The organism is Nesterenkonia rhizosphaerae (assembly GCF_039544555.1).
GTDB lineage: Bacteria > Actinomycetota > Actinomycetes > Actinomycetales > Micrococcaceae > Nesterenkonia > Nesterenkonia rhizosphaerae.
Genome location: NZ_BAABLW010000001.1, coordinates 297,620 through 321,412 on the forward strand (window position 1 = coordinate 297,620; position 23,793 = coordinate 321,412).

Genomic DNA, 23,793 nt, shown 5'->3' on the forward strand with positions numbered 1-23,793 from the left:
TCTCGCGCAAAGGTTAGTGGGACGGGCCGCGGCCTCGATGCACTCATCCGATGTCAGCACGGGAGATCTCCCGGTAGATGTCTGGCCTACTGCTCTTCAGGTAGGCGCCCCAGGCCAGTCCGAGCAGGCCGGAGGCCACGATGATGCCCGGAATCAGGATGACCAGCGGGGAGAAGCCGTCGGCGTCGATCATCACGTCGAAGTTGAACATGATGAGGACCGCTACCACGCACAGTCCGATCGCGGCGATGAGCGGGGCGACCGTCCGGACGAAGAGCGAGGGGCGCTGCGGCTGGGAGTTGAAGTAGCGCATGATCGCCACCGAGGTCACTGAGAGCAGCAGGACCATGCCGAATCCGGCCGCGTTGGTCAGCCAGGGGAACATGGTCATCACCGGGTAGAGGGGACCGAACTCGGAGTCGGCTCCAGCGAGCGCGAAGATGATGATGAAGACCAGGCCAAGCCCGCTCTGGGTGAGTGATCCGGCCGTGGGGGCTCCGTTGCGAGCCCCGGTGATGCCGAGGTACTTGGGCAGCACCCTGACGCGTCCCATAGAGAAGAAGTAGCGGGCTGAGGCGTTGTGGAAGGCGATCATGGCCGCCAGGATGCTGGTGAGGAACAGCACTGCACCCAGGTTGGCCAGCAGGGTGGGCACGTGCTGGTCGAGGAACACGAACATCAGGTCGGGGCCCCACTCCTGTGACTGCGGGACGATGTCGGAGATTCCGACGCCGACGGCGAACGCCCAGGAGGAGAAGGCGTAGAACAGTGCGATGATGCCCACTGCGATGTATGTGGCGCGTGCCACGGAGCGCTCGGGGTCCTTGGCCTCTTCGGAGTAGATGGCGCCTGATTCGAATCCCATGAAGGCCGCGATGCCGAAGGCCAGCAGCGCCCCCAGGCTTCCGGTCAACCAGTGCTCGGGAAGGAACGGCTCTGCGGTGACTCCTTCGGGGGCGACGCTGAAGGACATCAGGCTGACCCCTATCACCACCACGAACTCCAGAATGACGATGGCGGCCAGCACCTTGGCGGAGAGGTCAATCTTGTTGATGCCCAGGACTGCGACGAGTGCCCAGGCGGCGAGGCCGCACACCCACCATGTCACTTCGGCACCGGTGATCTCCTGCAGGATCGAGGAGGCGGTGAAGCCGAAGACCCCGTACAGGCCGATCTGCATGGCGTTGTAGGTGACCAGGGCCAGCATGGAGGTGCCCACCCCGGCGGTGGTTCCCAGTCCGGCGGTGACGTAGGCGTAGAAGGCGCCGGCGTTCTGGATGACAGTACTCATCCGTCCGTAGCCCACGGCGAAGAAGACCAGGACGATGCCGAGGATCAGGTAGCCGACGGGCACCCCGATCTCACCGGTGACGGCGAAGCTGGTGGTGGCGCCGCCGGCCAGCACGGTCAGCGGAGCCGAGGCCGCGATGATGAGGAAGACGAGCGCCGGCACCCCCAGGGTGCGTCTGGCCAGGGTGGTCTCCCCCGAATCTGAGGTGCTGGTGTGAACTGTCATGTTGCTCATGAATGCGCTCCGTGTCCTTGTGCGGTGCTGTGATCACAGCAGCCATGGGTCATGTACTTGCTGTGGCCTGCTGCCCGCAGCGACGCTGCGGAGGCGAAGGCCTGAGGGATGGATGCCGAGGAGGCATCGAAGACGACCTCTCCGCCGACGACTGTCATGCCGACCTTCATGTCCACGATCTCTTCGGCGGGCGTGTTCACCAGGTCGCCGTCGAGCACCACCAGATCGGCCGCCTTGCCCTCGCCGAGGTCGCCCTTGAAGTCCTCGGCGGCGTCCTGCCAGGCGCCCGCCACGGTGTAGGACCTCAACGCCTCTTCGAAGTCGATGATCTGGTCCTCCCCGAAGACCTCCCCGGTGGCGAGGCTGCGGCGGGTCATCATTGCCGTGATTCCCTCAAGGAAGTCCGGTGGGGTGATCGGGGCATCGGAGGAGCTGGCTGCCGTGACCCCGTTCTCCAGAGCGCTGCGGTAGGGGAACTGGTGGTCGGTCCTGTCCCTGCCGAGGACCTCAAGGAGCTGGTGGGAGAGGGACCGTTTGATGCCGGGGTTGAAGTTGACGCCCATCCCGAGCCGGCCGAGCTCGGCGAGGGCCTGTCGGCTCGCCAGGTCTGCGTGGATGATGTAGTGCCGCAGGTCTTTGGCCCCGTGCTGACTCACCGCCTGCGCGTATGCCTCAACGGCGGCGTCTATGGTGCGGTCTCCGCAGGCGTGCGTGCCGATCTGGAATCCGTTCTCATGTGAGATCATCACCAGCTCGTGAAGCAGCTGCAGCTGCTCCTCCTCGGTGTCTCCGGCCAGGGTGAGTCCACCATGGCCCCCGCCCTCGTACTCCTCGGAGACCCACGCGGTCTTGGCCTGTGTGGGGACGCCGTCGGCGAAGATCTTCACCTGACTGGGGTTCAGCCACTGTCGGTCCGTCTCGATGGCACGGACAGCTTCCAGGGCCTCCCTCAGAGGGTCCGCAGTAGAGGAGCCCATCATGACGGTCATGCGCTGGCGCATGTCCCCTGAAGCGAGCAGCTCCTGGTAGAGCTTCACAGACTCAGGACTGCCGCTGGCATCGGTCACCGAGGTGATCCCGTGGGCATGCATGGCGTCGGCAGCGAGGATCATCCCCTGGCGGCGCTCCGCGTCAGTGAAGGGCGGCACGTGCTCATTGATCAGATAGGCCGCACCCTCCAGGAGGATCCCGGTAGGCTCCCCTGCACCATCTTTGACGATCTCACCACCCGGAGGAGGCTCCGTGTCGCCGTCGATTCCGGCGATCTCCAGCGCCTTCGAGTTCACCCAGACCGCATGGGCAGACCATTCCTGCAGCAGGACGGGGTTCTCGGGTGCGATGTCGTCCAAGTCCTCCTTGGTGGGGTATCTCCCCTCAGCCAGGTAGCCCTGATCCCAGCCGAAGCCACGGATCCATTCGCCGGGCTCCTTATCCTTGACAGCCTGAGCGATGACCTCCCGAATATCGGCGATGGACTCGACATCGTCCCTACCCACGGCGAGGGTGAGCGGCGGTTGACTGGTGCCGTAGCTCATGGGATGGAAATGGCTGTCATTGATCCCGGGGATCACGGTGCGCCCACGCAGGTTCACCACATCGGTGTGGGTACCGATGAGCCTGCGCACATCCGATGACTCGCCCACGGTGCGCACCACGCCGTCCTTCACAGCAATAGCCTGGTAGGGCCGGAACTCCCCGGAGAGTGTGAGCACGGCACCGTTGTAAAGCACTAGGTCTGCGTGCGAGCTGCGCCGAGCCACCGCTGCGGATCCCGCGAAACCGCCGATGGCACCCAGCGCCAGCCCTGCTCCAGCCCCCTGGAGGAACCTTCGCCGCGGAATTCCGCCTGTGTCCTTCTCACCCATAGCTGCTTCATCCTGTCGGTGCGTGAGGCCCTGTGGCCTAAGAGTGCGGTCAGTGTTCTGCAGTCTTCCGAACGCGCTGCCGTGAAGTCTTGCCCTCGGGTGCACAGGGATTGTCTGTGGAGGAAATTCTTGAACTGGGAACCAGACAAATTTTTGGCGCAAAGAATAAGGGCGCATACAAAAGTCCGAAGGGATCCCCACAAGACGTCTTTACATGGAGGAAACAAACCTGTAACCATTTTTGAGCGGTTGCTCAATATCGTGGAGGTCACACTCGCAGGAGGCACAACTATGCACAGCGAAGACCGCAGCGACGTCATCGTCGACTTGCCGCAGACCGGAGTCCCTCTCGCCCAGTGGCGAACCCAGATGGCCCAGATCGTGGCGCCTTTACAGATAGCAGCCCACGAGGGCATCCCCTTCCGGGGACACATGCAGCACGCCGACGTCGACGGCGTCCGGCTGCTCCACCTCTCCGCCACCGCCCACACCGTCACCCGGCAGGAGGGCAGCATCAGGGAGACCGACCCCAAGCTCTACAAGCTGAGCCTGCAGCTCTCAGGACACGCGCTGCTCACCCAGGACGGCCGCAGTGCACGGTTGCACGCCGGAGACCTCGCCGTCTACGACACCCACCGCCCCTACACCCTCACCTTCCCCGAGCCCAGCCAGACGCTGGTCATGGTGATCCCGCAGAGCCGGATCGGCCTCACTCCTCAGCAGGTCAGTCTGGTGACCGCATTCACGTTCTGCGCCGGCCACGGACTCGCCCGCATGGTCAATCCTTTCCTGGTGGAGCTGGGCCGCAACATCGACCAGCTCTGCGGCGCCTATGCGGCACGGCTGGTCCACGCCGCTCTGGACCTCACAGAGACGATGCTCTCCCAAGCCGTCCAAGAGAGCCCGCAGGTGAGAGGCTCAAGCACAAGCAGCCTCAGTCAAGAGATCCGCGAACACATTCTGGAGAACCTCCACGACAGCCAGATGACGCCAGCGAGCATCGCCGCCACCCACTTCATCTCGCTTCGCTACCTCTACACGCTCTTCGCCGAGGATGGAGACACCGTCTCCGCCTGGATCCGCTCCCGCCGGCTGGAGCGCATACGTCGAGACCTCACCGACCCGCTACTTCAACACCGCCCCGTCTCCTGGATCGCCGCCCAATGGGGCCTGTTGGACGCCGCGCACTTCTCCCGCCTCTTCAAAGCCCACTACGGGGAGTCGCCGGGGCAGTGCCGGCGTCGCCATCTGGGCCATCAGCTCGCCGCCGGGTAGCGCCGCACGCCTCACAGACTGCAAACACCCGTGCACCGACACCCAAGACGCGCACCAGCGGTGCTCGAAAGACTCAAGAGATAAGACAGAGCACCCACCACGCACGGACAGTGAGACGAGAATGAGACTTCAGGACGCGAGCCTGCTGGCCCGCACCGCACTGACCGCCTACGGGCTTCCAGAGAACTCTGAGGTTCGGTTTGTGAAGCACCGCGAGAACCACGTGTTTCGCGCAGACACCCCCGCCGGTGACTCCTACGCCATGAAGCTGCACCGCCCCGGATACCGCACCGATGCGGAGGTCCACACCGAACTGACGTATCTGAAGGCGCTGGCGGAGAACGGGCACCCGGTGCCCCAGGTCCTTCCTGCCGCCGACGGCGCACTCTGCGCCGTGGTCAGCCGCGGCGGGCACACGCGTCGAGTCTCTGTGATGAGCTGGCTGAAGGACGCCGAGCCATTTAGCGACGCCGCAGAAGCCTTCACGGGCACAGACCAGGCATCCCAGGAGGACTTCGCCGCAGTCGGCGCCCTGCTGGCACGGCTGCACCGCACCGCGGAGAGCCTGGGCACCCTGTCTGATTTCTCCCGCGGGGCCTGGGACGCCGACGGCCTCGCCGGACCCGCACCGCAGTGGGGAGACCCCCGGATGCTCCCTAGTCTGAGCACCGCGGAGCAGAAGCTGATCACCGCAGCCCTTCACAAGGTGCACAGGAACCTGAGCTCGCTGGAGGCCGACCCGCGGACCTTCGGCATGATCCACGCCGACACCACGCCAGAGAACATCCTGCGTACCCCGAACGGCTTGATGCTCATCGACTTCGACGACTTCGGCACCGGGTGGTATCTCTTCGACCTCACCACCGCTCTCTTCCACCACACCCGGCAGGCCCGGTACCCAGCGCTGCGGGATGCACTCCTTAACGCCTACGAGCAGGTCCGCCCGCTCAGCGACGCTGAGCATGAGGCCTGGGACGCGCTCATGCTCGCCCGCGGCCTGAGCTACCTCGGCTGGGCCGCGGAGCGTCCCGGGGACGAGGCCTCAGTATTCATCTGTGCCCACATCGCCCCCTGGGTGCTGACACTGGCCGACGCCTACACTCGCGGAGAGTCCGCGCCCAGCGGCACCGCCGTCCCGATGAAGGAGATCGCATGACCGAGAGTCTTCTGAGCCGCCGCTTCGCCACCATGGGCAGGCACGAGCCGCTGTTCTACAACGAGCCCCTGCACCTGGTCTCAGCGCACGGGGTGTGGCTCACCGACATCAGCGGCAGACGCTACCTGGACGCCTACAACAATGTGCCCCATGTGGGGCACTGCCACCCGCGGATCGTCGAAGCCCTGCGCTCCCAGGCTTCCACCCTCAACATCCATACCCGCTACCTCAATGAGCACGTCGTCGACTACTCCGAGGAGCTCCTGAGCAGATTCGAACCCTCCCTGAACCGAGTGCTGCTCACCAACAGCGGCTCAGAGGCCAACGACCTCGCCTTCCGCATGGCCGCCCAGCACACCGGCGCCCGAGGGATCCTCGTCACCGACCACAGCTACCACGGCAACACCACCCTGCTGGCCGGGATCACCACCGGGCTGAGGACTCACGAACCCCTGGCCGCGCACGTACGAGCATTTCCGGTGCCGGACCTGGACGCCGCCGAGAACAGGGACCGCGACGAGCAGGAGATTCTGCAGGAGGCCCTTGAACAGGTGCAGCGTGCTGCTGAGGAGCTTGTGGCCGCAGGGCACGGAGTCTCCGCCGTCATCATGGAGACTCTGTTCTCCACAGAGGGGCTCCCCCGGGTCCCGGAGGGATTCGTGACCGGCGTGGCCGAGACTGTGCGGAGCGCGGGGGGCCTCGTCATCGCCGATGAGGTCCAGTCCGGGCTGGGGCGGCTGGGAAGCCACTTCTGGGGATACCAGAAGCACGGGCTGATCCCTGACTTGGTCACCCTGGGCAAGCCGCTGGGCAACGGGCACCCCGTGGCCGGCGTCGTGACCACCGGGGACCTTCTGGAGGAGTTCGGCTCCCGGAACGAGTACTTCAACACCTTCGGAGGCAACCCGGTCTCGGCCGCCGTCGCGCATGAGGTGCTTCGGGTCATCGATGAGGAGCAGCTGACCCAGCGCTGCGCGCAGCTCGGCGACCTGGTCGCGCAGCGGATGCAGCAGCTGGTGCAGGCTCACCCCCGGCTGGGGGCAGCGAAAGGCTCGGGCCTGTTCTTCGGGCTCTCCGTGTTCGCTGACGAAGACCACCGTCAGCCCGACGGCGCCTCCGCGAAGGCTCTCGTGGAGTCCGTCAAAGAAGCCGGGGTACTGTTGAGCCGCATCGGTCCTAGCGGCTCAGTGCTGAAAATCCGTCCACCACTGGCTCTGAGCCAGCAGGAGCTCCCCGTGCTGTTGGAGGCTGTGGAGCAGGCGGTTGGAAACGTCCTGCAGGCCCCCTGATGACAGTGACTCTTCGGCGCAGCGCTGCTGTTCTGAGCGCAGGGTCAGGGTTGCTGCACCTGGCGATGATGGGACACGGCCCGGTTCTGCTGAGCCTGGTCATGGCACTCATGGCTTTGGTCTGCATGCCCTGTGCCGGGCACCTGTGGAGATCCGCACGTCTGCGCACCTGGATCACCGTGGGATCGATGAACCTCTCGATGCTTCTGCTGCACCTGGCGATGCTCTCTGCCGGGGCGCACCGTGGCGCTGATGTAGAAGACCTCAGTGCGGGCCGCAGCGGCATAGTCCTCACCCATCACCACGAATCCGCATGGTCCTTCAGCGCGGCACACCAGGTGCTCTTCGGCGCCGCCACCATGGCAGCTGCCGCAGTGGTGCTGTTGAGCACGTTAGCGGCGGGAATCGACCTGCATCGGCGGTACAAAGACCGCCTCAGCCAGCAGCACATCTAGGCGCGCAGCTGTTCCTCCACACGCTGCACTTTCTCCTCCAGCTGGTTGGTATAGCCGGGGCGAATATCGGCCTTGACCACCAGACTGACTCTGGGAGCCACAGCAGTCACCGCATCGGTGGCCTGTTTGATCACAGCGAACACCTCGTCCCATTCACCCTCAACCGTGGTGAACATGGAGTTGGTTTCATAGGGAAGCCCGGAATCACGGACAATGCGAACGGCCTCCGCCACGGCTTTACTGACGGATCCATCCTCGCTCTGGGCGGTGGTGGGGGCAACGGAGAAAGCAGCAAGCATAGACCCCAGGCTACGCCGGGGATCGGATACACGAAACCCCTTGCGGCATGCGCGGAACAAGCAGGCTGCAAGGGGTTTCGTCGTCGGATGGACTCCGCGGGTACTACTCCGAGTAGAGGGACTTCTTGGATGTCTCCGGGGAGAGGATGAGGCTGATGAAGGTCAGCACACCCAGCACTGCCAGGTATGCACCCACGGCCCACACCCCGTACTCCTGCACTAACCAGACCGCCACAAACGGGGTCAGCGCCGCCCCCAGGATGGAGGAGAAGTTATACGCCACACCCGAACCGGTATAGCGGGTATTGGTAGGAAAGAGCTCGGGCAGGTAGGCCGACATCGGGCCGAAGGTCAAACCCATCAGTGCCATGCCCACACACAGGAAGACCAGCATCTGCACCACGTTCATGTCTTCACCAGAACCGATGCTTTCAGCGCTGAGCCACACCCCGAAGGTCAGACCGAAGACGATGATGCCTGCGGTAGTCGTCATCAGCATCCGACGGCGCCCGAAGGCATCAGCCAGTCGGCCCGCAATAGGCACGAAGATCGCGAAGAACACGATGGCAATAATCTGCAGCACCAAGAAGCTCATGTAGTTATAGCCCAGGCCGCCGGTCTCTGCGCTACCGATGGCATAAGAGAGAATCCAGGTGGTCATCAGATAAAAGAGACCGTAGGTGGCGAGCATGATGAAGGTGCCCAGAATAATCTCGCGCCAGTTCTTCTTGAAGACCTCGCCCACCGGGACCTTGGCCTGCTCCTTCTTCTCCAGCGCTTTGGCGAAGACCGGGGTCTCCTCGATGCGCAGACGAACATAGAGCCCGACGGCGACCATCACCACGGACAGCAGGAACGGAATGCGCCAACCCCAGACCAGGAAGGGATCAGCCAAGGCGGCGTCGATATCCTCAGCGGCCAGGGCACGGATAGAAGTGGAGTCATAGCTGTAGACCCAGGCCAGGATCAGGAACAGACCGTTGGCCAGGATGAAGCCGAAAGGAGCACCCAGCTGCGGCCACATGGCAGCCTGCGCGCGCTTGCCTGGACGAGCAGTCTCGGAGGCCAGCAGCGCAGCACCGGACCATTCACCGCCTAGGCCCAGCCCCTGGCAGAAGCGGAAGAGTGTCAGCATGGCCGGTGCCCACAGGCCGATCTGATACACGGTGGGCAGCAGGCCGATCAGGAATGTGGCGACGCCCATGGTCAGCAGCGCACCGACCAGCGTGGCCTTGCGTCCAATGATGTCACCGAAGTGGCCGAAGATCACCGCGCCCAGTGGGCGGGCTACGAAGGCTGCACCGAAGGTGGCCATGGAGGCTAGCAGCGCTGCACCCTCGGAGTCGCTGATGAAGAACAGGATCGGGAAGACCGAGACCGCTGCGGTGGCGTAGATGTAGAAGTCGTAGAACTCAATGGTGGTCCCGATGAGCGAGGCCATGATGATCCGACGGCGCGGAGTCTTCAGGTTCTCATCGGCGATGGCGTCGCCCTGGTTAGGGTTCGGGCCGAGGACCGGATCGACGGTGGTGGACATAGCGTCTCACTTCTCCAATTAGAAGATGACTGGGCAATTCTTGCGCGGACCTTGCCGCGCGGACTCCAAGATGCTATGCCTGCGGCCCTCGGCGCTTCACAAAAATTGCGGTGATCTCACATAGTGGATAACAGACTCAGTAATAGACCGCCAGCGGACCGTTGGGGCCCTGGATGACCTGCACATCAGTGTTGAAAATCCGCGTGAGCACCTCATCCTGCATGATCTGCTCAGGGGTGCCGTGCTCCACCACCTGACCGTCCTTCATTGCCAGGATCTTGTCCGAGTAGTGGGCGGCGAAGTTGATGTCATGCAGCACGATCACCACCGTGCGACCCAACTCATCCGCGGCCCGACGCAGCTGCTTCATCATCGCCACCGCATGCTGCATGTCCAGATTGTTCAGTGGCTCGTCCAGCAGCACATAGTCGGTGTTCTGCGCCAACACCATCGCCACGTAGGCCCGCTGCCGCTGCCCACCGGAGAGCTGGTCCAAATACCGATTCTCCAAGTCAGTCAGATCCAGAAAATCGATGGCCTCGGAGATGTACTTCTCATCCCCTAAGGTCAACCGCCCTTTGGAGTGCGGGAACCGACCGAAGCCCACTAGCTGCCGCACGGTCAGCCGGGTGACAAAGTGGTTTTCCTGCCGCAGCACCGAGAGGATCTTGGCGATCACCTTCGACGGGGTGTTCACGACATCGTGCCCAGCCACTTCAATGGTTCCGGAATCGATGTCCAGCAGACGCCCCACCATGGTCAGGATGGTGGATTTCCCCGCGCCGTTGGGTCCGACCAAGGCGGTGACGCCGCCCTTGGTGATCTCGACGCTGACCGGGCCGATCTTGACCTTGTCCGAGTAGTCCTTCTTGACGTCGGTCAGTGTGATCACAGTCGGCCCTTTCGGAGGATAAAGATGAGGAAGACGACGCCGCCGATGAGTTCCACGATCACCGTGACCGCTCCCCCGGCGTCCCAGAGGTGGCGCAGCACAAAATAACTGCCCGCCAGAATCGTGTAGCCGAAGAGGAAACCCATAGGGAAGAGCAGGCGGTGGGAGTAGGTATCAGCGAACTGATAGGCCAGGATCGCGGTGAGGAAGCCTAGGAACATCATGGGCCCCACCAGGGCGGTAGCCATGGAGATCAGCATGGATACCAGCGCCAAAATAACAATCAACTCGCGCTTATAGTTCAGTCCCAGATTCAGCGCCGCGGTCTTGCCCAGGGCGAGCACGTTGAGGGTGGAGGCCCGGAACCACAGCAGGGCCGTCACCGCTAGCGCGATCGGGATGGCATAGGGCAAGTATTCAGTCCGGGCATTGGAAATATTGCCGAAGAGGCGGGCAGTGAGCACATCGAACTCACTGGGCGTCAGGGTGCGCTGCATGAAAGTCGACAGTGAACCCAGGGTGCCTCCGATCACCACACCCACCAGCAGCATGATGTGAATATTGGAGAACCTTCCGCTGAGCAACCACGTATAGAGCATGGTGGCCAGCAGCATCATCACCGCCATCTGCAGGAAGAACTGCGAGACTCCCACCAGCATGGTCACCCCAGCCATGCCGAAGACATAGACGAAACCGGTTTGGATAGCGGTATAGAGCGAGCCGAAGCCCATGATCCCCGGCGTGATGATCCGATTATTGACTGCTGTCTGGAAGGCGATGGTGGCCATCGCATGGCACAGTGCCACCACGGCGATGGTCAGCAGCGAGTCTCGTCGCATGCCCACGATGAGCCACCAACCGCGGGTGCCGAATTCGGCTGGGTTGTTGTAGGTCATGATGGCCAGGGTGAAGCCGATCGCCAGCACACCCAGCAGGGTCATGATCAGCACATAATTGCGCAGGTGCTTGCGATCAGTAAGGGCCCCGGAGCGCCGGCCAGCCGGCGACGGCGGCTGGGTCTGGTCAGTGACTTCCCTGGTGGGACTGCTCAGCTCTCGGGCAGCACGGCCCTCGGCTGCCTCAGGCGGCAGAGGAGTATCGGTGCGGACGCTCATGTGACCAGGCCTCCCTTTTTGCGCTGGCGCAGTAGCAGTCCGACAAAGACGATGCCGCCTACCAGTCCCAACACCATGGAGACCGGGATTTCGAAGGGAGCGATGATGGTGCGTCCGATCAGGTCGCAGACCGTCACGGTAGCGATGCCCACCACGCATACCCAGGGCAGATTGCTGCGCAGGTCATCGCCGCGGAACAGGGCGACCATATTGGGTACCACCAGGCCCAGGAACGGCAGTGTGCCCACCACTGTGGCGGTCACGCCGGTGGCCACGGCCACCATCGCGGTGCCGATGAACAGCACGAAGGCGTAGTTCAGGCCCACATTGGTGGCCATATCCTTACCCAGTCCGGCCACCGTGAACTGGTCTGCGGCGATGAAGACGGCGACAGTCACCGCCAACACGATCCACATCAGCTCATAACGGCCCTGGATAACACCGGTGAAGGAACCCTGGAACCAGATGCCCAAGGTCTGCAGATGGTCGGTCATCAGCGCCAGGTAGGTGGTGAAGGAGCTGACGACAGCCCCGAGCATAATGCCGATAATCGGCACGATCAGGCTGGATTTCAGCGACACCCGGCGTAGGAAGAGGAAGAAGACCATGGTCCCGATGAAGGACATGATGACCGCGCCGATCATGCGTTCGAACAATGTGGCTGTCGGCACCAGCCACATCACCAGGATCAGGCCGAGACCGGCCCACTCGGTGGTACCGGTAGTGGAAGGTTCGACGAAGCGGTTCTGGGTCAGCAGCTGCATGATGACCCCGCACATGGCCATGGAGGCACCAGCCAGCACCAGTGCGACGGTGCGCGGGACGCGGGTGATGCCGAACATCCAGAAATTACCTTCGCCGAAGACGTCGAACTGCCCGATCAGCAGTGAGGTCCCGAGCAGCCCGAGAGTGATCACAATGGCGATGATGAAAGCGGGAGTCCACAGGCGCCGTCGTCGGAGGCGGCGGCCGTCCTCCACGAGGACATCGCGGCTGGTGTAGGCAATGTCCTGCCGCAGAGTGCTGGTCATAGAGTCTTTCGGGCGTATTAGCGAAAAGTGTCAGTGATCAAAAGTCAGTGAGGTAATCCTACGGAAGGTTGCCAAGCGGCGTCGAATGGACTCCGCCGGTGCTGATGCTCCCATGCAGGCGCCCGTCAGTCAGGGGGATGAGGGACGGGCGCCCTGAAAGAAGCACCTTGCTTCGGCTGAATTACTGGGCTGCCTCGAGGGCGTCTGCGAAGGTGTTGAGGAACTCGGTGTAGGCCTGAATGTCCTCGGTGATGTACATGTTCTGCGGCATGTAGACGATCCGATCCTCCTGCACTGCGGTCACCTGCTGCAGCGCCGGCGAGTCGGCGATGAGCTCCTGGGCCGGGGTGTACTCGGGATCCTCGGGGTTCATGCCATCGCGGTCCAGCACGATGATCCAGTCCGGGTTGGAGTCGGCGATGGCTTCCACCGAGATGTCATCACCTTCGTGATCGCTGGACTGATCATTGACCTCCAGTGCCGGTACCAGGCCGAACTCCTGGAAGACCGGAGCCACGCTGCGACCCTCGGTAGGACCGGCGTAGTTGATGTCACCGCCGGAAGTCAGCAGACCCATGACAGTGGATTCGCCGTCGTATGCGGCTTCCACGCGGGCCATTGCCTCGTCGAGCTCGTCAATGAGCCGCTGGGCGTTCTCTTCTGCGCTGAAGATCTGGCCGAGCTTTGCGGTGCTGTCCTTGAGTCCGTCGAAGAAGGTGGTGGGATCATTGTGGGCCTCGTCGAATTCCAGGATGACTGAGTCCTCGGGCAGCAGCTCCGCGATTTGGTCGTAGTACTGGGCGTAGCGCTGGCCGTTGATCACCAGGTCAGGCTCAGCGGCGACAATGAGCTCGAGGTTGGGCTCGCGATGATTGCCGGTATCCAGGATGTCCTCATTGTCTGCGTATCCGTGCGAGTGCGGCTGCATCAGACCGCGTGCGGCCACAGTGAGTTCCACACCGAACTCTTCAAGCACACGGAAGGAGCGGTTGTCGAAGGCCCCGATGGTCTCGATGGAGGCCGGGTCGATCTCATGGGTTCCATGGTCGTCTTCGATCGTGATGACACCGGTGGTCTCCTCACCCTCGGTCTCAGAGGTACCGGCCTCGGCAGCGGGCCCCTCGGCGGCGTCGCCGTTGTCCGCGCAGGCGCTCAGCGCCAGCGCGCCGATAGCAGCAACGGAGAGCAGCTGGTAGAGGCGTGGCTTCTGCGTGGCAGATGCAGTATCCAACAATGTCATTGAGGAGTAACCTTCCTGGTCGCTATTCGACTTAGCCTGTCCTAAGCTGAATAGAAGCTACATCCTGACCTAATATCATCGCAACTGTTACGACGCCTATCTCGCGGTAGCGTGACAGGGTGCCTGAGACCCCCAACCCGCTCAAACCACTGCTGACCCCGCCAGCCTGGGAACTGCTGAGTTCCCTACCGGAGTACGACGACGCCACCTCAGCTCAGCTGAACAACGCGCTGCGCAAGGATGGCTGGGCCCCAGAGACCGTAGCGGCAGTCCTGACCCAGTCTCGACTGCGGCGTGCTGCACAGCGAAAGTTCGGGGATTTTGCCGCGCGCATGCTCTTCACCGCGGAGGGCCTGCAGCAATCCACCCGGCTGCCCGTGGCAGCTCGGCACGCCCAGCGCTTCCGCCGCGCCGGGATCACTAAGGTGGCCGACCTGGGCTGCGGACTGGGTGGGGATGCCATGGCTATGGCCTCGGCGGGACTTCAGGTGGTGGCGGTGGAAGCGGATGAAACCACTGCCGCTGCGGCCACTATCAACCTGCGACCCTTCCCCGAGGCCCAGGTTGTCCATGGCACAGCGGAAGACTTTGCCGCAGAACAGGGGTTCGGCGGTGATGGCCCTGCCCTCAGCTCCGACGGTACAGCCGAGCCGCATCCCGAATGGGGGCTGTGGCTGGATCCCGCCCGGCGTGATGAACGCTCCAGGATCTGGGATCCAGAGCAGTTCTCTCCCCCCTTGAGCTTTGTCACTGCCCTTGCCGAGTCCGGCGTACCGATGGGAGTGAAGCTCGGGCCAGGAATCCCACACAGCATGATCCCACCGGGCTGCGAAGCCGAATGGGTCAGCATTGATGGCGATCTGGTGGAGGTGGTGCTGTGGTTCAACGCCCTGGCGCGCAGGGATGAGCACCAGAACCTGATTCGCCGTACCGCCACAGTGCTGCACAGTGAAGAGCCGGCCCCTGGGGAAACTGACTCATCAGGCCATGAGGGCACCACGGATCCGCTCAGGGTCACCGTGTCGGAACTGAGCAGCAGCACAGACTTCGGCGCCGGGGCACAGGTAGATCCGGCAGGGCCGCTCGGCCTGAGCGGGACTCTCTATGAGCCCGATCCTGCCGTCATCCGCGCCGGTCTGGTGGCTGAGCTGTGCGAATCCCTGGGCGGCACCATGCTGGATGAGCACATCGCGTATTTCACCGTTCCGACTGGTGCTCCTATGACGCCCCTAGCCCGCAGGTACCGGGTGCTCGAGGTGATGGACTTCCAGGTCAAGACTTTGAAGCGCTGGGCCCAGGAGAGCCAGATCAGCAGTCTGGAGATCAAAAAGCGCGGGGTCGACGTCGTCCCCGAGGCCCTGCGCAAACAGCTGCTGCCCAAAAAGAACAAGGGGCCTAAGCGGCATGCCGTGCTGGTGATCACCAGACTCGCCCAGCAGCGACTGTGCGCAGTGGTTGAACCACTGGACTGAGTCATATGGGCGTCTGGATCACAGCGCGCCGCCTCGAATGCTGGTCACTGGTAGCAACCAGCGGTAATGTGATGATACTCACACGTAGCAACCACGGGTTCATTTACCCGGACTGCGCGCGGGTTCCATCAAGGCGGTGACATATGGTCCAAGACATCCCAGCTGCTGCACCCGCTGACCGCAGTTCCGCGCTCACCCGCAGAATCTGGCGTCGCGCGCTTATCGGGCTTGGCGCGTCCGTGGCGACTCCATTCATCTCGACGGCACTGTTCACCGGCGGCCTATGGCTAACGGCACTGCTGGTGGGCCGACCAGACCCTTCCGCGTGGTGGGGGTTCGGCGCCATTTTCGTCGGCGTGATTTTACTGCCCGCTACATTGCTCGTCTGGGCCGTGAGCACCGCCGCGGTTGAAGCGCTGCGACTGTGGGGACCGCTCACTGCCGCAGGCGCACCACTGACCCATGGCCTGCTGGCGGCAGCGACAGGGGCCATCGCCTACGCGGTCGGCACCAGCACTGAAGCGCTGGTCACCCAAGGGCTAGCCGTACTGTGGTGTGCAGTGCTGTGCGCTGCCTGCTGGTGGTCGAGCCACCAAGCCGAACGGACCGCCCGCCCCTAACCCGGCCGCCCTGCGGTGTGTCGCTGATCTGGGCTGTGTCCGAGCTGATCCTTGCGCAATAGGATCCACACCAGCAGGATGGTGGCGCTAATGATGGCTGTACCAATACCGCTGGTCAGCTGGACAGCACTCACGAAGGACTCACGCGCTGCTGACCAGAGTGCAGCGCCATCGGCAGCGCCGAGACTGGCCGCGGCGCCTGCTGCTGCACTGATGGTCTCCGCCGCGCCGTCGAGGGTTCCAGCCGGGATTTCTTCAGGCAGCGCTGCGTCGGCGAGCTGGCTTCGGTAGGAGAAACTCAGCACACTGCCCAGCAGAGCCACGCCCAGTGCACCGCCGAATTCATAGGCGGTTTCGGAAATGGCCGATGCAGCTCCGGCACGATTGGCCGGCGCGGCGGTGAGGATCGCGTCATTGGTCAGGGTCTCGGTGAGTCCAGTGCCCAGGCCAAGCAGAGCGAAGGAAATCAGCACCATGAGCATCCCTTCTGTGACTGGCAACTGGGTGAGCACAGCAATACCCAGCGCAGCGATCAACAGCCCGCTGGCAATGACCGTGCGCAGCGGGAAGCGCCGGGCGATGGGAATGACCATGAAACTGGCCAGCACTGAGATCACCAACCCGGGGACCAGCACCAGGCTGGCGTGGAGCGGGCGCATCTCGTAGGCAGTCTGCAGCAGCTGGGTGAGGAAGAACAGGGATCCCACCATGGTGAATACCAGCATGAAGTTGGTGACCACGCCGGCACGGAAACGCCGGATGGAGAACAGGCTGACATCCAGCAACGGGTCGGTCAGCCGACGCTGACGTCGTACAAAAACCACCAGCGCAGCAGCACCCACCACCAGAGCTGCCCCAGCAAACAGCGAGAGATCCCCGCCCACAAGCCGTTTGATTCCATAGACCGCACTGAGCATGCCCAGTAGGGAGAGCGCCACCGAGAGCACATCGATCCGACCAGGATGAGGATCGCGGGATTCGGCGACCAGCAGCGGAAGCGCCACCAGAATCACAGCAATGACCGGGAGGTTGATCAGAAACACCGAACCCCAGAAGAAGTGCTCCAGCAGCACTCCGCCAAGCACCGGACCGAAGGCGGCACCGGCGGAGAAGGCAGAAGCCCAGACCGCAATGGCCACCACCCGCTGCTGGGGGTTGGGGAACAGGCTGCGGATCAGCGAAAGGGTGGACGGCATCAGGGTGGCACCGGCAACACCCAGCAGCGCACGCGCGGCAATGAGCATCTCAGCGGTGGCGCTGAAGGCGGCCAGGACAGATGCGACCCCAAAGGCCGCAGAGCCGATCAGCAGGAGGCGACGACGACCCACACGGTCGCCGATGGCTCCCATGGTGATAAGGAATCCCGCAATGAGAAAACCGTAGATATCCACAATCCACAACAGCTGCTCACTGGTGGGGTTCAGCGCTGCGGAGAGATGCGGAACGGCAAATCCGAGCACGGTCATATCCACGGAGATGAGGATGACAGGGAGGACCAGCACAGCCAGTCCGAGCCATGCTTTGAATCCTGCACGCTCGGAGGGCAGGGCAGGTTGAGGGTTCACAGGCGACTGCGAAGACATGATGTTCCATGTGGCGCTGAGCTGCATGGGACGGCCGGATGCAGCTCAGGCCGGATATGGGTTGTGCCGGCTGGGGCGAATCGCCGGGTGCCGTCCTGACGGGGAGATCACCCGCTGGAGACGAGCGTAGCACGAAACCTTACAAACGTATGGTTACGCGCATTCCGGCAGCCCATCAGGAACCCTTTCACTACTGGTCATGACTCAACGTCCAGCCGGGAAATGGGTCGGTAAACGTCGACCACAATGAAGGGCCGGCCGCAAGCTCGTGATCACTGAGCACCGCGTCATCCAGGGCCCGAAGAAACGCCTCATGATCAAGATCGAGGCCGATGAAGACGAGATCCTGCCCGAAGGCGAGCACCTCGTCTGGGTCGCTGATCTGGTGGTCGAAGCTCAGCGGCATCAGGGAGATGAACTCCCCCACTTGCTCCCAATGTGCGGTGACATGGGGACGTGTTGAAAGTCGGCAGAAGCCATTGGAGCGCACCAGCCGACCGAAGACTCCCTTCTCCACCCGCTCATCCAACAGGCGTTTCAACCGCGCCGGATGAAAGGCTCGCGGCTGCTCATATCGCAGGGCAGACACAGCCGGATGGTCAAGCGAGGGGAGGAAATCTCCGTTGAGCAGCGCCACCCAGCCGGGTCGGGTCTGCTCCTGGGCATAGGGGCCCTCCACAGTCGCGGACGTGAGCTCCGGGCCTTCGTGAAGGACTATGGCAGCGGTCGGGGCAAGGTGACCGATCAGCGCAGCAAGAACCTGCAGCCTTTCCCGAGAAACACTTCCCCAGTTCACCAACACAACTCGTGAGGCATATTCAATCTGGGCCACAATCAACTGGGCGCGAGCCATAAACGTACTGCGCTCAATGCCAGTGCGGCCATCCCAGCGGTTCTGTTGGGCGGTGACCACATAGTCCTCACCGTGAAGGTCATCGAGCAGATGCACGGCGTCGACCACGCAGATGATCTCGCTGAGCTGAGTATCGCCTGTAGGGTCTGCGAATTCGCCGATGACATCCATCATGGCTGCATGTAAGGGCATCTCCAGGACGAGCCCCGGATCCCCGGCCTGCAAAGCAGCTGCCTCCACTGCGCGCAGAGTCGCGTCCGGGTCGGCCGCTACACGATGTGCATCGAGCATTTGGCGCCCAGCCCGCAGGGCAACAGTCTGGGCATAGCTGTGCCGCTCGGGACCACAAGCACCCACTACCACCATGACATCAACAAGCTCCGGGCGATCAGTCATATGCACTCTCTTCATAGTCGTATGCTAGCTTTGACTGCTAATGCTACTCATTATCATTAGGAGGCTGCAATGAAGGTTCGCAAATCCCTGCGTTCTCTGAAGAACAAGCCCGGTTCCCAGGTGGTCCGGCGCCGCGGAAAGACCTATGTCATCAATAAACAGAACCCTCGGTTCAAGGGGCGTCAGGGCTGATCAGGCACCGGAGCCCCTGCACTCCCGATGACGCAGAAGGCGCGACCGGGTCCGCTGAGGTCCGGTCGCGCCTTCTGCGTTCTACCTTCTAGGAGTTCTCGCGATCCCCGGTGGCCAGCTTACGGCGCACCAGCACGAGCGCGATGATGATCACCAACAGTACGCCGCCTCCGATCGCTGCAGCAGTCCACACAGGGAAACCCCCTTCTTCGGCCGCCGGGTTATCCTCTACTGGCTCCGCCGGCGACGGCTCCCCCGACTCAGCCGGTCCCGCCTGTGGGCCGGTGACTTCATCGGCGTCGGGGGTCGCTGCCGCCCCTGATGCCTCGGCTGGGGATTTGGGGGCCGGTTCCTCCTCGGGTGCATCCACCTCGAAGGTGAAGGTGAGCTCCTCGTCATGGCCATCCGAGTACACCGCCCGATAGCGAATCTCATACTCGCCGTTGGGCAGCTCTTCGCGAAGCTCGGTACTCATGACACTGCCCTCCACCACGGCGGGGTCCTCGGTGGCCCAGTTCTCGCCGTCGTCATCCAGCACCCAGATGTCATTGGTGATCCCTTCACCGGTGGTCAGCCCGGCCCCGGAGAACTCCAGCACTACCTCTTCAGGGCTGGCATCAAGCACCTCTGAAGCCTCGGGATTAGAGCTGATCAGGCTGTCGTGCGCCCAGGCGGGCGCGGCCCAGGCAGCACTGAGGGCCAAAGCGGCGATACCGGCTGCAGCGCTGATACGCACAGCCCGTGCCGAGTTGGATTCTGCAAGTACGGCGGGCACGCTCATAAGAGTGTTCATCATGTAGGTCCTTTATTCACTGGTCATCGTCAATCAGCGGCAGCTGGGCACCTTGCAGGCACCCGAGGAAAGGCTGTCGCAGTGTGGTTATGAAATGACCAGGAGTGGCGGACCACGGAGGGTGCGGGGTCCTTGGCCGAGCCAGAGGCTCAGCGGTTGCCACAGCTGCCACCCGGCTGAAGCAGTCGGCGGCGCCACAGGCACCGCCGCTGGAATCTCTAGGAGCAGCCGCACAGGCTGCAGGCTCAGCAACCCGATGAGGGCGTGCAGGATCACTTCACCGCGGCGAAGCAGCAGATATGTCCCAGCAGCAGCAACGACGTGCGCTGCCGCCATCCCGGGTTCTGCCGCGGAAAGATGCGTGTGAGCAGTGCCCGGAGCGACCCCGAGCCCGATCTGCTGGTGATGAGCGTGGGCGCCGTCGATAACACTCAGTGGCACGGCCGCTGAGGCGGAGAGCAGCTCGAAGAGCCCATGCAGCACCGCCTGGCTTCCCAGCACTGCCGCCGCCAATCGACTGCGGCTGAGTGCGACATTAGACAGCGCCACGCTGAGCGGAATACTCACAGCCAGGGCCAGCAGGATCACCAGCGCATGCGGCGGGTGATGACCAGCCACCGAGTGGGCTAATGCGGCAGCACTGACTGCTGCTGAGGCGGCGAGAACTCCGCGGATGGTGCGTACGGCAGGAGTGTTCGACGCCGGGGAGTGATCATATGCGCCCATGCTCACTCTCCTGCACCGATTCTCTGGACCTGCCGGTTACGCCTGCAGTCTACGCTCAATCGTGCGAATTTCTACACTGTGTAGAAAACACTCGTTCCGGCCCTGGAGGCGCTCAGCAGCCGGAGTGTCCTTGCCCGTACTCCCCCACACTCACTGGCAGTCCGCCGGGGGCAGCTTCCCCAGTGAGCACCCGCAGCAGGGCGTCAAAGGACTCGGGGGTACGACCATAGAGTGCAATCTTGGTCCCCGCAGTGGAGGAGGCCAGGCCCTCGGGACGATCCAGGGCCACGACGACGTCCCCGGTTCCCGGGGTCATACCGCCCAGAAGGGTGACCACCGGTCCGGCCCCGGTGCTGATTCCGGCCCGTTCAGCCGCTGCCGCCAGCCGGGCGCGGTCCTGTTCGGTGCCGCCGTAGATCTGAATCGAGTCGGTGACCAGCGGCGCCTCACACTGGCCCTCCACCACGGTGACGGCCTCACCGAGCAGAACATCCGCGGCTTCCGATGACCTGAGCGCTTCAAGATCGGCCGCGCCGTCGTCGTTCCCCCGGTCTTCCTCATGCAGGATGTCCGGCATCGGCACATCCGGACCGGCCGCCAGTTCACCTGCCGCCAGATCCTGCTGCCAGAGCACCAGGGCGATGACTCGCTCGGCCGCTTCGCTCAATCGCTCAGCGGGCAGCTCCCCGGATTCAACCGCCTCGACCAGGGCGGCGTGGGCGCCAGGGACCGAGGTAGGCATCAGCAAGAGATCAGCCCCCGCTGCCAGTGCGCTCACGGCGGCCTGATCACCTCCGCCATAGGTGGCGGCCATATTCATCGCGTCAGTGACAATTACTCCCTCGTGCCCCATGGAGCGGATCTCTTCATAGGCCGCAGCGGAAAGCGAGGACGGTACGCCGGGGTCAAGAGCCGGAACCTCAATATGGCCCATCATCACCATGGGCACACCAGCCTCCACCGCCTGGGCGAAGGGCACCCAGTCTCGACTGCGCAGCTGCTCCAGATCCGCCTGCTGGACCGGCAGGGTGTAGTGCGAGTCATCAGTCACCGAGCCGTGGCCCGGGAAGTGCTTGACCGAACCCGCCAGGCCGCCCTCGGCCAGCCCGCGGATTCCCGCCACGGCGAGGTTGCCGACCGCCTCAGGATCCCCGCCCAAGGACCGGGAGCCGATGGTGGGGTCTGCCGCACCAATAGTCACATCAGCATTGGGGGCAAAACTCACGGTGAACCCTAGGTCAAGGAGATCCCGGCCCATGTGCTGGTGCCCGGCCCGGGTCAGCCTCAGGCCCCGCTCTGGGTCAGCGGCGTAGGCGGCCCCGTAGGCCATCGGCGTCGGCCACTCCGTCACCGGCGCACCTACCCGGGTGACCAGCCCTCCTTCTTGGTCCACCGAGAGAATCGGCGGAACTTCACGCTGCGGATCCGCGGCCGCAAGCACCTGAAGCTGGCCAGTAAGGGCCTCAGTATCCACAGAGCTGGTTCCGCCGGGGATGTTGTGGCCCATAAGAATCACCCCGCCCAGATGAAGCTGCTGGATCTGCGCGGCCGCAGACTCCACATCATTGCCCTGGTACTCCCCGATCAGGACCTGACCGGCCTGCTGCTGAAGACTCATCTCCGCCACAATCCCGGCGGCCTGCTCATAATGTTCTTCACCGGGGCCGGCAAGTGCAGCTTCGCGTGCCTGACGCGCCTCGTCCACGGCCGCATCGTGTTCTGCCTGAGCGTCTTCCTCCGCCGAGGACCTCTGCTGCCCTGCACTGCTCTCAGAACCCGCGCCGCCGTTGCCAGAACCGTCGGGGCCGGCGTCGTCGGTTGCACAGGAGCTGGCAAAAAGACTCACAGCCAAGGCCAGGATCACCACGCGGCGAGGGGAAGAATTCATGGGTTCCAGAGTAAGTCACCGCCGCCTCAGATACGGAGCGCGTCCTGACCAGGGGCGTATGGCAGTAAGCGCCCAGAATTCAGCCAGGAAGTCTCCAGCTCCGTCGATAGAGTGAACACAGCCGCACTGCAATCGGTGCAGCGATATCTGTGTGAAGGAGAGCCAAGTGGAATTGCCCTTTGCGAAGTCTGAACGCTTCACCCTCGGCCTGGAATGGGAACTAGCCCTGGTGGACCGTCAGACCGGCGATCTGCGCAGCGTGGCCGAACGCATCCTCGAGTCTGCGCGCAAGGAGATCCCCGAGCTCTCCGGAGAAGACGAACACCCCTATGTGAAGCAGGAGCTGCTGCTGAACACCATCGAACTGGTCACTGATGTGTGCCATAGCGTGGACGAGGGTGTGGAGCAGCTGCGCAAGACAGCGCAGACGGTGATGAAGCATGCCGAACCGCTGGATGTGGATCTCTACTGCCAGGGCAGCCACCCCTTCGCTCCGCCGAGCAAGCAGCCGGTGACCGATAAGGAGCGCTATAACGAGCTGATCTCCCGTACTCAGTGGTGGGGTCGGCAGATGGTGATCTACGGCGTCCACGTTCACGTGGGGCTCGATGATGTGAAATATGCGATGCCGGTAGTTAACTCACTGTGCAACTACAACGCGCATTTCCAGGCGCTTTCGGCTTCTTCCCCGTACTGGTCGGGTGAGGACACCGGGTATGCCTCCAACCGTGCGCTGATGTTCCAGCAGCTGCCCACCGCCGGGACCAGCTTCCAGTTCGAAGAGTGGTCCGGGTATGAGAAGGCCGTCTCCGATCTGGAGCACACCGGAGTGATCCGTGATGTGACCGAGGTTCGTTGGGATGTCCGGGCCGTACCGCGGCTTGGCACTGTCGAGCTGCGGGTATGCGATGGCGTGGCGACCTTGGAGGAGATCGGTGCACTGGCTGCGCTGACCCAGTGCCTTGTCCGTGACACTGTGCAGCATTTGGACAATGGCGGCTCGGTGACCTCCATGCCGCCGTGGTACGTGAAGGAGAATAAGTGGCGGGCAGCCCGCTACGGGCTGGATGCGATCATCATCCTCAATGAAAACGGTGATGAGGAGCTGGTCTCCGACCACCTGGCCAAGGAACTGGACCGGCTGGAGCCGGTGGCCAAGGAGCTGGGCTGTGCCGAGGAGCTGCGGTACGTGGAGACCATGATGAAGCAGGCCGGTTACCAGCGGCAGCGCAAGGTTGCCGAGACCCACGACGGCGACCTGCGCCAGGTGGTGCTGGATTCCGCCGCGCGCACCCGCACGTCCATCAACGGCTAATCTCGCTGAAGGCGCACCCCACTTACGCAAATAGGCACTTGCGCAGCTAGGGTGCGATTGCGCTAAGTGGGGTGTCGTCCCGCACCGCCTGAGCCTGGCTGACCTGACCGCCACGCCATGCGATGGGCGATTATCTGCGCTGCCGTTTTCCACAGCTAAGGCTCCGACGCGGCGTCTACGTCGACACGGCCGCATTCATCAGCGCCTATCCCAGTCAGCAGCATCTGCTGGCGGCCGCCGCAACTGCCGCGGTCAAGCGCCGGCCCGTCTTTTGCC

21 protein-coding genes are annotated in these 23,793 nt (G+C 63.3%); 8 read left to right on the plus strand and 13 right to left on the minus strand.

The features are described from left to right. Window positions 1-43: 43 nt before the first annotated feature. Entirely contained in the window at window positions 44-1,525 is a 1,482-nt protein-coding gene (locus ABEA23_RS01280; protein WP_345476316.1) for an APC family permease, read from the minus strand. Next, complete coding sequence (locus ABEA23_RS01285) at window positions 1,522-3,390, minus strand: amidohydrolase (RefSeq protein WP_345476317.1); 1,869 nt, start codon at window positions 3,388-3,390, stop codon at window positions 1,522-1,524. Before ABEA23_RS01285 ends, ABEA23_RS01280 begins: the two co-directional genes overlap by 4 nt. A 291-nt stretch (window positions 3,391-3,681) precedes the next feature. Here ABEA23_RS01285 and ABEA23_RS01290 point away from each other — a divergent pair, with 291 nt between their 5' ends. The 4 genes from ABEA23_RS01290 to ABEA23_RS01305 all read left to right on the plus strand — a co-directional run bounded on the left by ABEA23_RS01290 (window position 3,682) and on the right by ABEA23_RS01305 (window position 7,565). Beyond that, window positions 3,682-4,665, plus strand: coding sequence for an AraC-like ligand-binding domain-containing protein (locus ABEA23_RS01290; RefSeq protein WP_345476318.1), 984 nt, complete (start codon window positions 3,682-3,684; stop codon window positions 4,663-4,665). A gap of 121 nt (window positions 4,666-4,786) precedes the next feature. Then, window positions 4,787-5,821 carry a phosphotransferase enzyme family protein gene (locus ABEA23_RS01295; protein ID WP_345476319.1) on the plus strand — a complete coding sequence of 345 codons (1,035 nt, stop codon included), beginning with the start codon at window positions 4,787-4,789 and terminating at the stop codon, window positions 5,819-5,821. Beyond that, window positions 5,818-7,110 carry an aspartate aminotransferase family protein gene (locus ABEA23_RS01300; protein WP_345476320.1) on the plus strand — a complete coding sequence of 431 codons (1,293 nt, stop codon included), beginning with the start codon at window positions 5,818-5,820 and terminating at the stop codon, window positions 7,108-7,110. Before ABEA23_RS01295 ends, ABEA23_RS01300 begins: the two co-directional genes overlap by 4 nt. Next, entirely contained in the window at window positions 7,110-7,565 is a 456-nt protein-coding gene (locus tag ABEA23_RS01305; RefSeq protein WP_345476321.1) for a hypothetical protein, read from the plus strand. The genes ABEA23_RS01300 and ABEA23_RS01305 overlap by 1 nt, the downstream gene beginning before the upstream one ends. On the opposite strand, the gene ABEA23_RS01310 is transcribed toward ABEA23_RS01305, so the two are convergent. The 6 genes from ABEA23_RS01310 to ABEA23_RS01335 all read right to left on the minus strand — a co-directional run bounded on the left by ABEA23_RS01310 (window position 7,562) and on the right by ABEA23_RS01335 (window position 13,679). Then, entirely contained in the window at window positions 7,562-7,864 is a 303-nt protein-coding gene (locus ABEA23_RS01310; RefSeq protein ID WP_345476322.1) for an MTH1187 family thiamine-binding protein, read from the minus strand. The two genes, ABEA23_RS01305 and ABEA23_RS01310, sit on opposite strands and share 4 nt — an antisense overlap. 103 nt (window positions 7,865-7,967) lie before the next feature. Continuing rightward, window positions 7,968-9,401, minus strand: coding sequence for an MFS transporter (locus ABEA23_RS01315; RefSeq protein WP_425577075.1), 1,434 nt, complete (start codon window positions 9,399-9,401; stop codon window positions 7,968-7,970). A gap of 136 nt (window positions 9,402-9,537) precedes the next feature. Continuing rightward, window positions 9,538-10,293 (minus strand): iron ABC transporter ATP-binding protein, encoded by a 756-nt coding sequence (locus tag ABEA23_RS01320; RefSeq protein ID WP_345476323.1) that lies wholly within the window; start codon window positions 10,291-10,293, stop codon window positions 9,538-9,540. Then, window positions 10,290-11,408: an iron chelate uptake ABC transporter family permease subunit gene (locus ABEA23_RS01325; protein WP_345476324.1), complete on the minus strand. Its 1,119-nt coding sequence runs from the start codon at window positions 11,406-11,408 to the stop codon at window positions 10,290-10,292. The genes ABEA23_RS01320 and ABEA23_RS01325 overlap by 4 nt, the downstream gene beginning before the upstream one ends. Further along, the gene (locus ABEA23_RS01330) at window positions 11,405-12,439 is read right to left on the minus strand and encodes an ABC transporter permease (protein WP_081652557.1); all 1,035 of its coding nucleotides are present in this window, start codon (window positions 12,437-12,439) and stop codon (window positions 11,405-11,407) included. The genes ABEA23_RS01325 and ABEA23_RS01330 overlap by 4 nt, the downstream gene beginning before the upstream one ends. A 181-nt stretch (window positions 12,440-12,620) precedes the next feature. Next, on the minus strand, window positions 12,621-13,679 hold the full coding sequence (locus ABEA23_RS01335) for a siderophore ABC transporter substrate-binding protein (protein ID WP_345476325.1): 1,059 nt from the start codon (window positions 13,677-13,679) through the stop codon (window positions 12,621-12,623). A gap of 119 nt (window positions 13,680-13,798) precedes the next feature. Between ABEA23_RS01335 and ABEA23_RS01340 the strand changes: the two genes are divergently transcribed. Beyond that, the gene (locus tag ABEA23_RS01340) at window positions 13,799-15,151 is read left to right on the plus strand and encodes a class I SAM-dependent methyltransferase (protein ID WP_345476326.1); all 1,353 of its coding nucleotides are present in this window, start codon (window positions 13,799-13,801) and stop codon (window positions 15,149-15,151) included. A gap of 143 nt (window positions 15,152-15,294) precedes the next feature. Then, entirely contained in the window at window positions 15,295-15,771 is a 477-nt protein-coding gene (locus ABEA23_RS01345) for a hypothetical protein (protein WP_345476327.1), read from the plus strand. On the opposite strand, the gene ABEA23_RS01350 is transcribed toward ABEA23_RS01345, so the two are convergent. Both ABEA23_RS01350 and ABEA23_RS01355 read right to left on the minus strand, forming a co-directional pair. Next, the gene (locus ABEA23_RS01350) at window positions 15,768-17,354 is read right to left on the minus strand and encodes an MFS transporter (RefSeq protein ID WP_345476328.1); all 1,587 of its coding nucleotides are present in this window, start codon (window positions 17,352-17,354) and stop codon (window positions 15,768-15,770) included. The genes ABEA23_RS01345 and ABEA23_RS01350 overlap by 4 nt on opposite strands. Window positions 17,355-17,544: 190 nt before the next feature. After that, a complete protein-coding gene (locus ABEA23_RS01355; RefSeq protein ID WP_345476329.1) occupies window positions 17,545-18,603 on the minus strand; it encodes a GTP-binding protein in 1,059 nt (352 codons plus the stop codon). 69 nt (window positions 18,604-18,672) lie between these two features. Between ABEA23_RS01355 and ykgO the strand changes: the two genes are divergently transcribed. Continuing rightward, window positions 18,673-18,795: a type B 50S ribosomal protein L36 gene (gene ykgO, locus ABEA23_RS01360; RefSeq protein WP_310536279.1), complete on the plus strand. Its 123-nt coding sequence runs from the start codon at window positions 18,673-18,675 to the stop codon at window positions 18,793-18,795. Between the two features lie 88 nt (window positions 18,796-18,883). Here the strand turns inward: ykgO and ABEA23_RS01365 are convergent, their stop codons facing one another. The 3 genes from ABEA23_RS01365 to ABEA23_RS01375 all read right to left on the minus strand — a co-directional run bounded on the left by ABEA23_RS01365 (window position 18,884) and on the right by ABEA23_RS01375 (window position 22,202). Beyond that, entirely contained in the window at window positions 18,884-19,591 is a 708-nt protein-coding gene (locus ABEA23_RS01365) for a copper resistance CopC family protein (protein ID WP_345476330.1), read from the minus strand. A gap of 84 nt (window positions 19,592-19,675) precedes the next feature. After that, complete coding sequence (locus ABEA23_RS01370; protein ID WP_345476331.1) at window positions 19,676-20,314, minus strand: hypothetical protein; 639 nt, start codon at window positions 20,312-20,314, stop codon at window positions 19,676-19,678. 112 nt (window positions 20,315-20,426) lie between these two features. Continuing rightward, the gene (locus tag ABEA23_RS01375; RefSeq protein ID WP_345476332.1) at window positions 20,427-22,202 is read right to left on the minus strand and encodes a glycoside hydrolase family 3 N-terminal domain-containing protein; all 1,776 of its coding nucleotides are present in this window, start codon (window positions 22,200-22,202) and stop codon (window positions 20,427-20,429) included. Between the two features lie 166 nt (window positions 22,203-22,368). Between ABEA23_RS01375 and ABEA23_RS01380 the strand changes: the two genes are divergently transcribed. Further along, window positions 22,369-23,517 carry a glutamate--cysteine ligase gene (locus tag ABEA23_RS01380; protein WP_345476333.1) on the plus strand — a complete coding sequence of 383 codons (1,149 nt, stop codon included), beginning with the start codon at window positions 22,369-22,371 and terminating at the stop codon, window positions 23,515-23,517. Window positions 23,518-23,793: the final 276 nt, after the last annotated feature.

Bases quoted from the DNA above. Each gene is read 5' to 3' on its own strand.
- ykgO (WP_310536279.1), top strand. From the start codon at position 18,673: ATGAAGGTTCGCAAATCCCTGCGTTCTCTGAAGAACAAGCCCGGTTCC.
- ABEA23_RS01335 (WP_345476325.1), bottom strand. From the start codon at position 13,679: ATGACATTGTTGGATACTGCATCTGCCACGCAGAAGCCACGCCTCTAC.
- ABEA23_RS01345 (WP_345476327.1), top strand. From the start codon at position 15,295: ATGGTCCAAGACATCCCAGCTGCTGCACCCGCTGACCGCAGTTCCGCG.
- ABEA23_RS01315 (WP_425577075.1), bottom strand. From the start codon at position 9,401: ATGTCCACCACCGTCGATCCGGTCCTCGGCCCGAACCCTAACCAGGGC.
- ABEA23_RS01300 (WP_345476320.1), top strand. From the start codon at position 5,818: ATGACCGAGAGTCTTCTGAGCCGCCGCTTCGCCACCATGGGCAGGCAC.
- ABEA23_RS01285 (WP_345476317.1), bottom strand. From the start codon at position 3,390: ATGGGTGAGAAGGACACAGGCGGAATTCCGCGGCGAAGGTTCCTCCAG.
- ABEA23_RS01325 (WP_345476324.1), bottom strand. From the start codon at position 11,408: ATGAGCGTCCGCACCGATACTCCTCTGCCGCCTGAGGCAGCCGAGGGC.
- ABEA23_RS01295 (WP_345476319.1), top strand. From the start codon at position 4,787: ATGAGACTTCAGGACGCGAGCCTGCTGGCCCGCACCGCACTGACCGCC.
- ABEA23_RS01310 (WP_345476322.1), bottom strand. From the start codon at position 7,864: ATGCTTGCTGCTTTCTCCGTTGCCCCCACCACCGCCCAGAGCGAGGAT.
- ABEA23_RS01375 (WP_345476332.1), bottom strand. From the start codon at position 22,202: ATGAATTCTTCCCCTCGCCGCGTGGTGATCCTGGCCTTGGCTGTGAGT.
- ABEA23_RS01290 (WP_345476318.1), top strand. From the start codon at position 3,682: ATGCACAGCGAAGACCGCAGCGACGTCATCGTCGACTTGCCGCAGACC.
- ABEA23_RS01305 (WP_345476321.1), top strand. From the start codon at position 7,110: ATGACAGTGACTCTTCGGCGCAGCGCTGCTGTTCTGAGCGCAGGGTCA.
- ABEA23_RS01280 (WP_345476316.1), bottom strand. From the start codon at position 1,525: ATGAGCAACATGACAGTTCACACCAGCACCTCAGATTCGGGGGAGACC.
- ABEA23_RS01355 (WP_345476329.1), bottom strand. From the start codon at position 18,603: ATGACTGATCGCCCGGAGCTTGTTGATGTCATGGTGGTAGTGGGTGCT.
- ABEA23_RS01350 (WP_345476328.1), bottom strand. From the start codon at position 17,354: ATGTCTTCGCAGTCGCCTGTGAACCCTCAACCTGCCCTGCCCTCCGAG.
- ABEA23_RS01330 (WP_081652557.1), bottom strand. From the start codon at position 12,439: ATGACCAGCACTCTGCGGCAGGACATTGCCTACACCAGCCGCGATGTC.
- ABEA23_RS01370 (WP_345476331.1), bottom strand. From the start codon at position 20,314: ATGGGCGCATATGATCACTCCCCGGCGTCGAACACTCCTGCCGTACGC.
- ABEA23_RS01365 (WP_345476330.1), bottom strand. From the start codon at position 19,591: ATGATGAACACTCTTATGAGCGTGCCCGCCGTACTTGCAGAATCCAAC.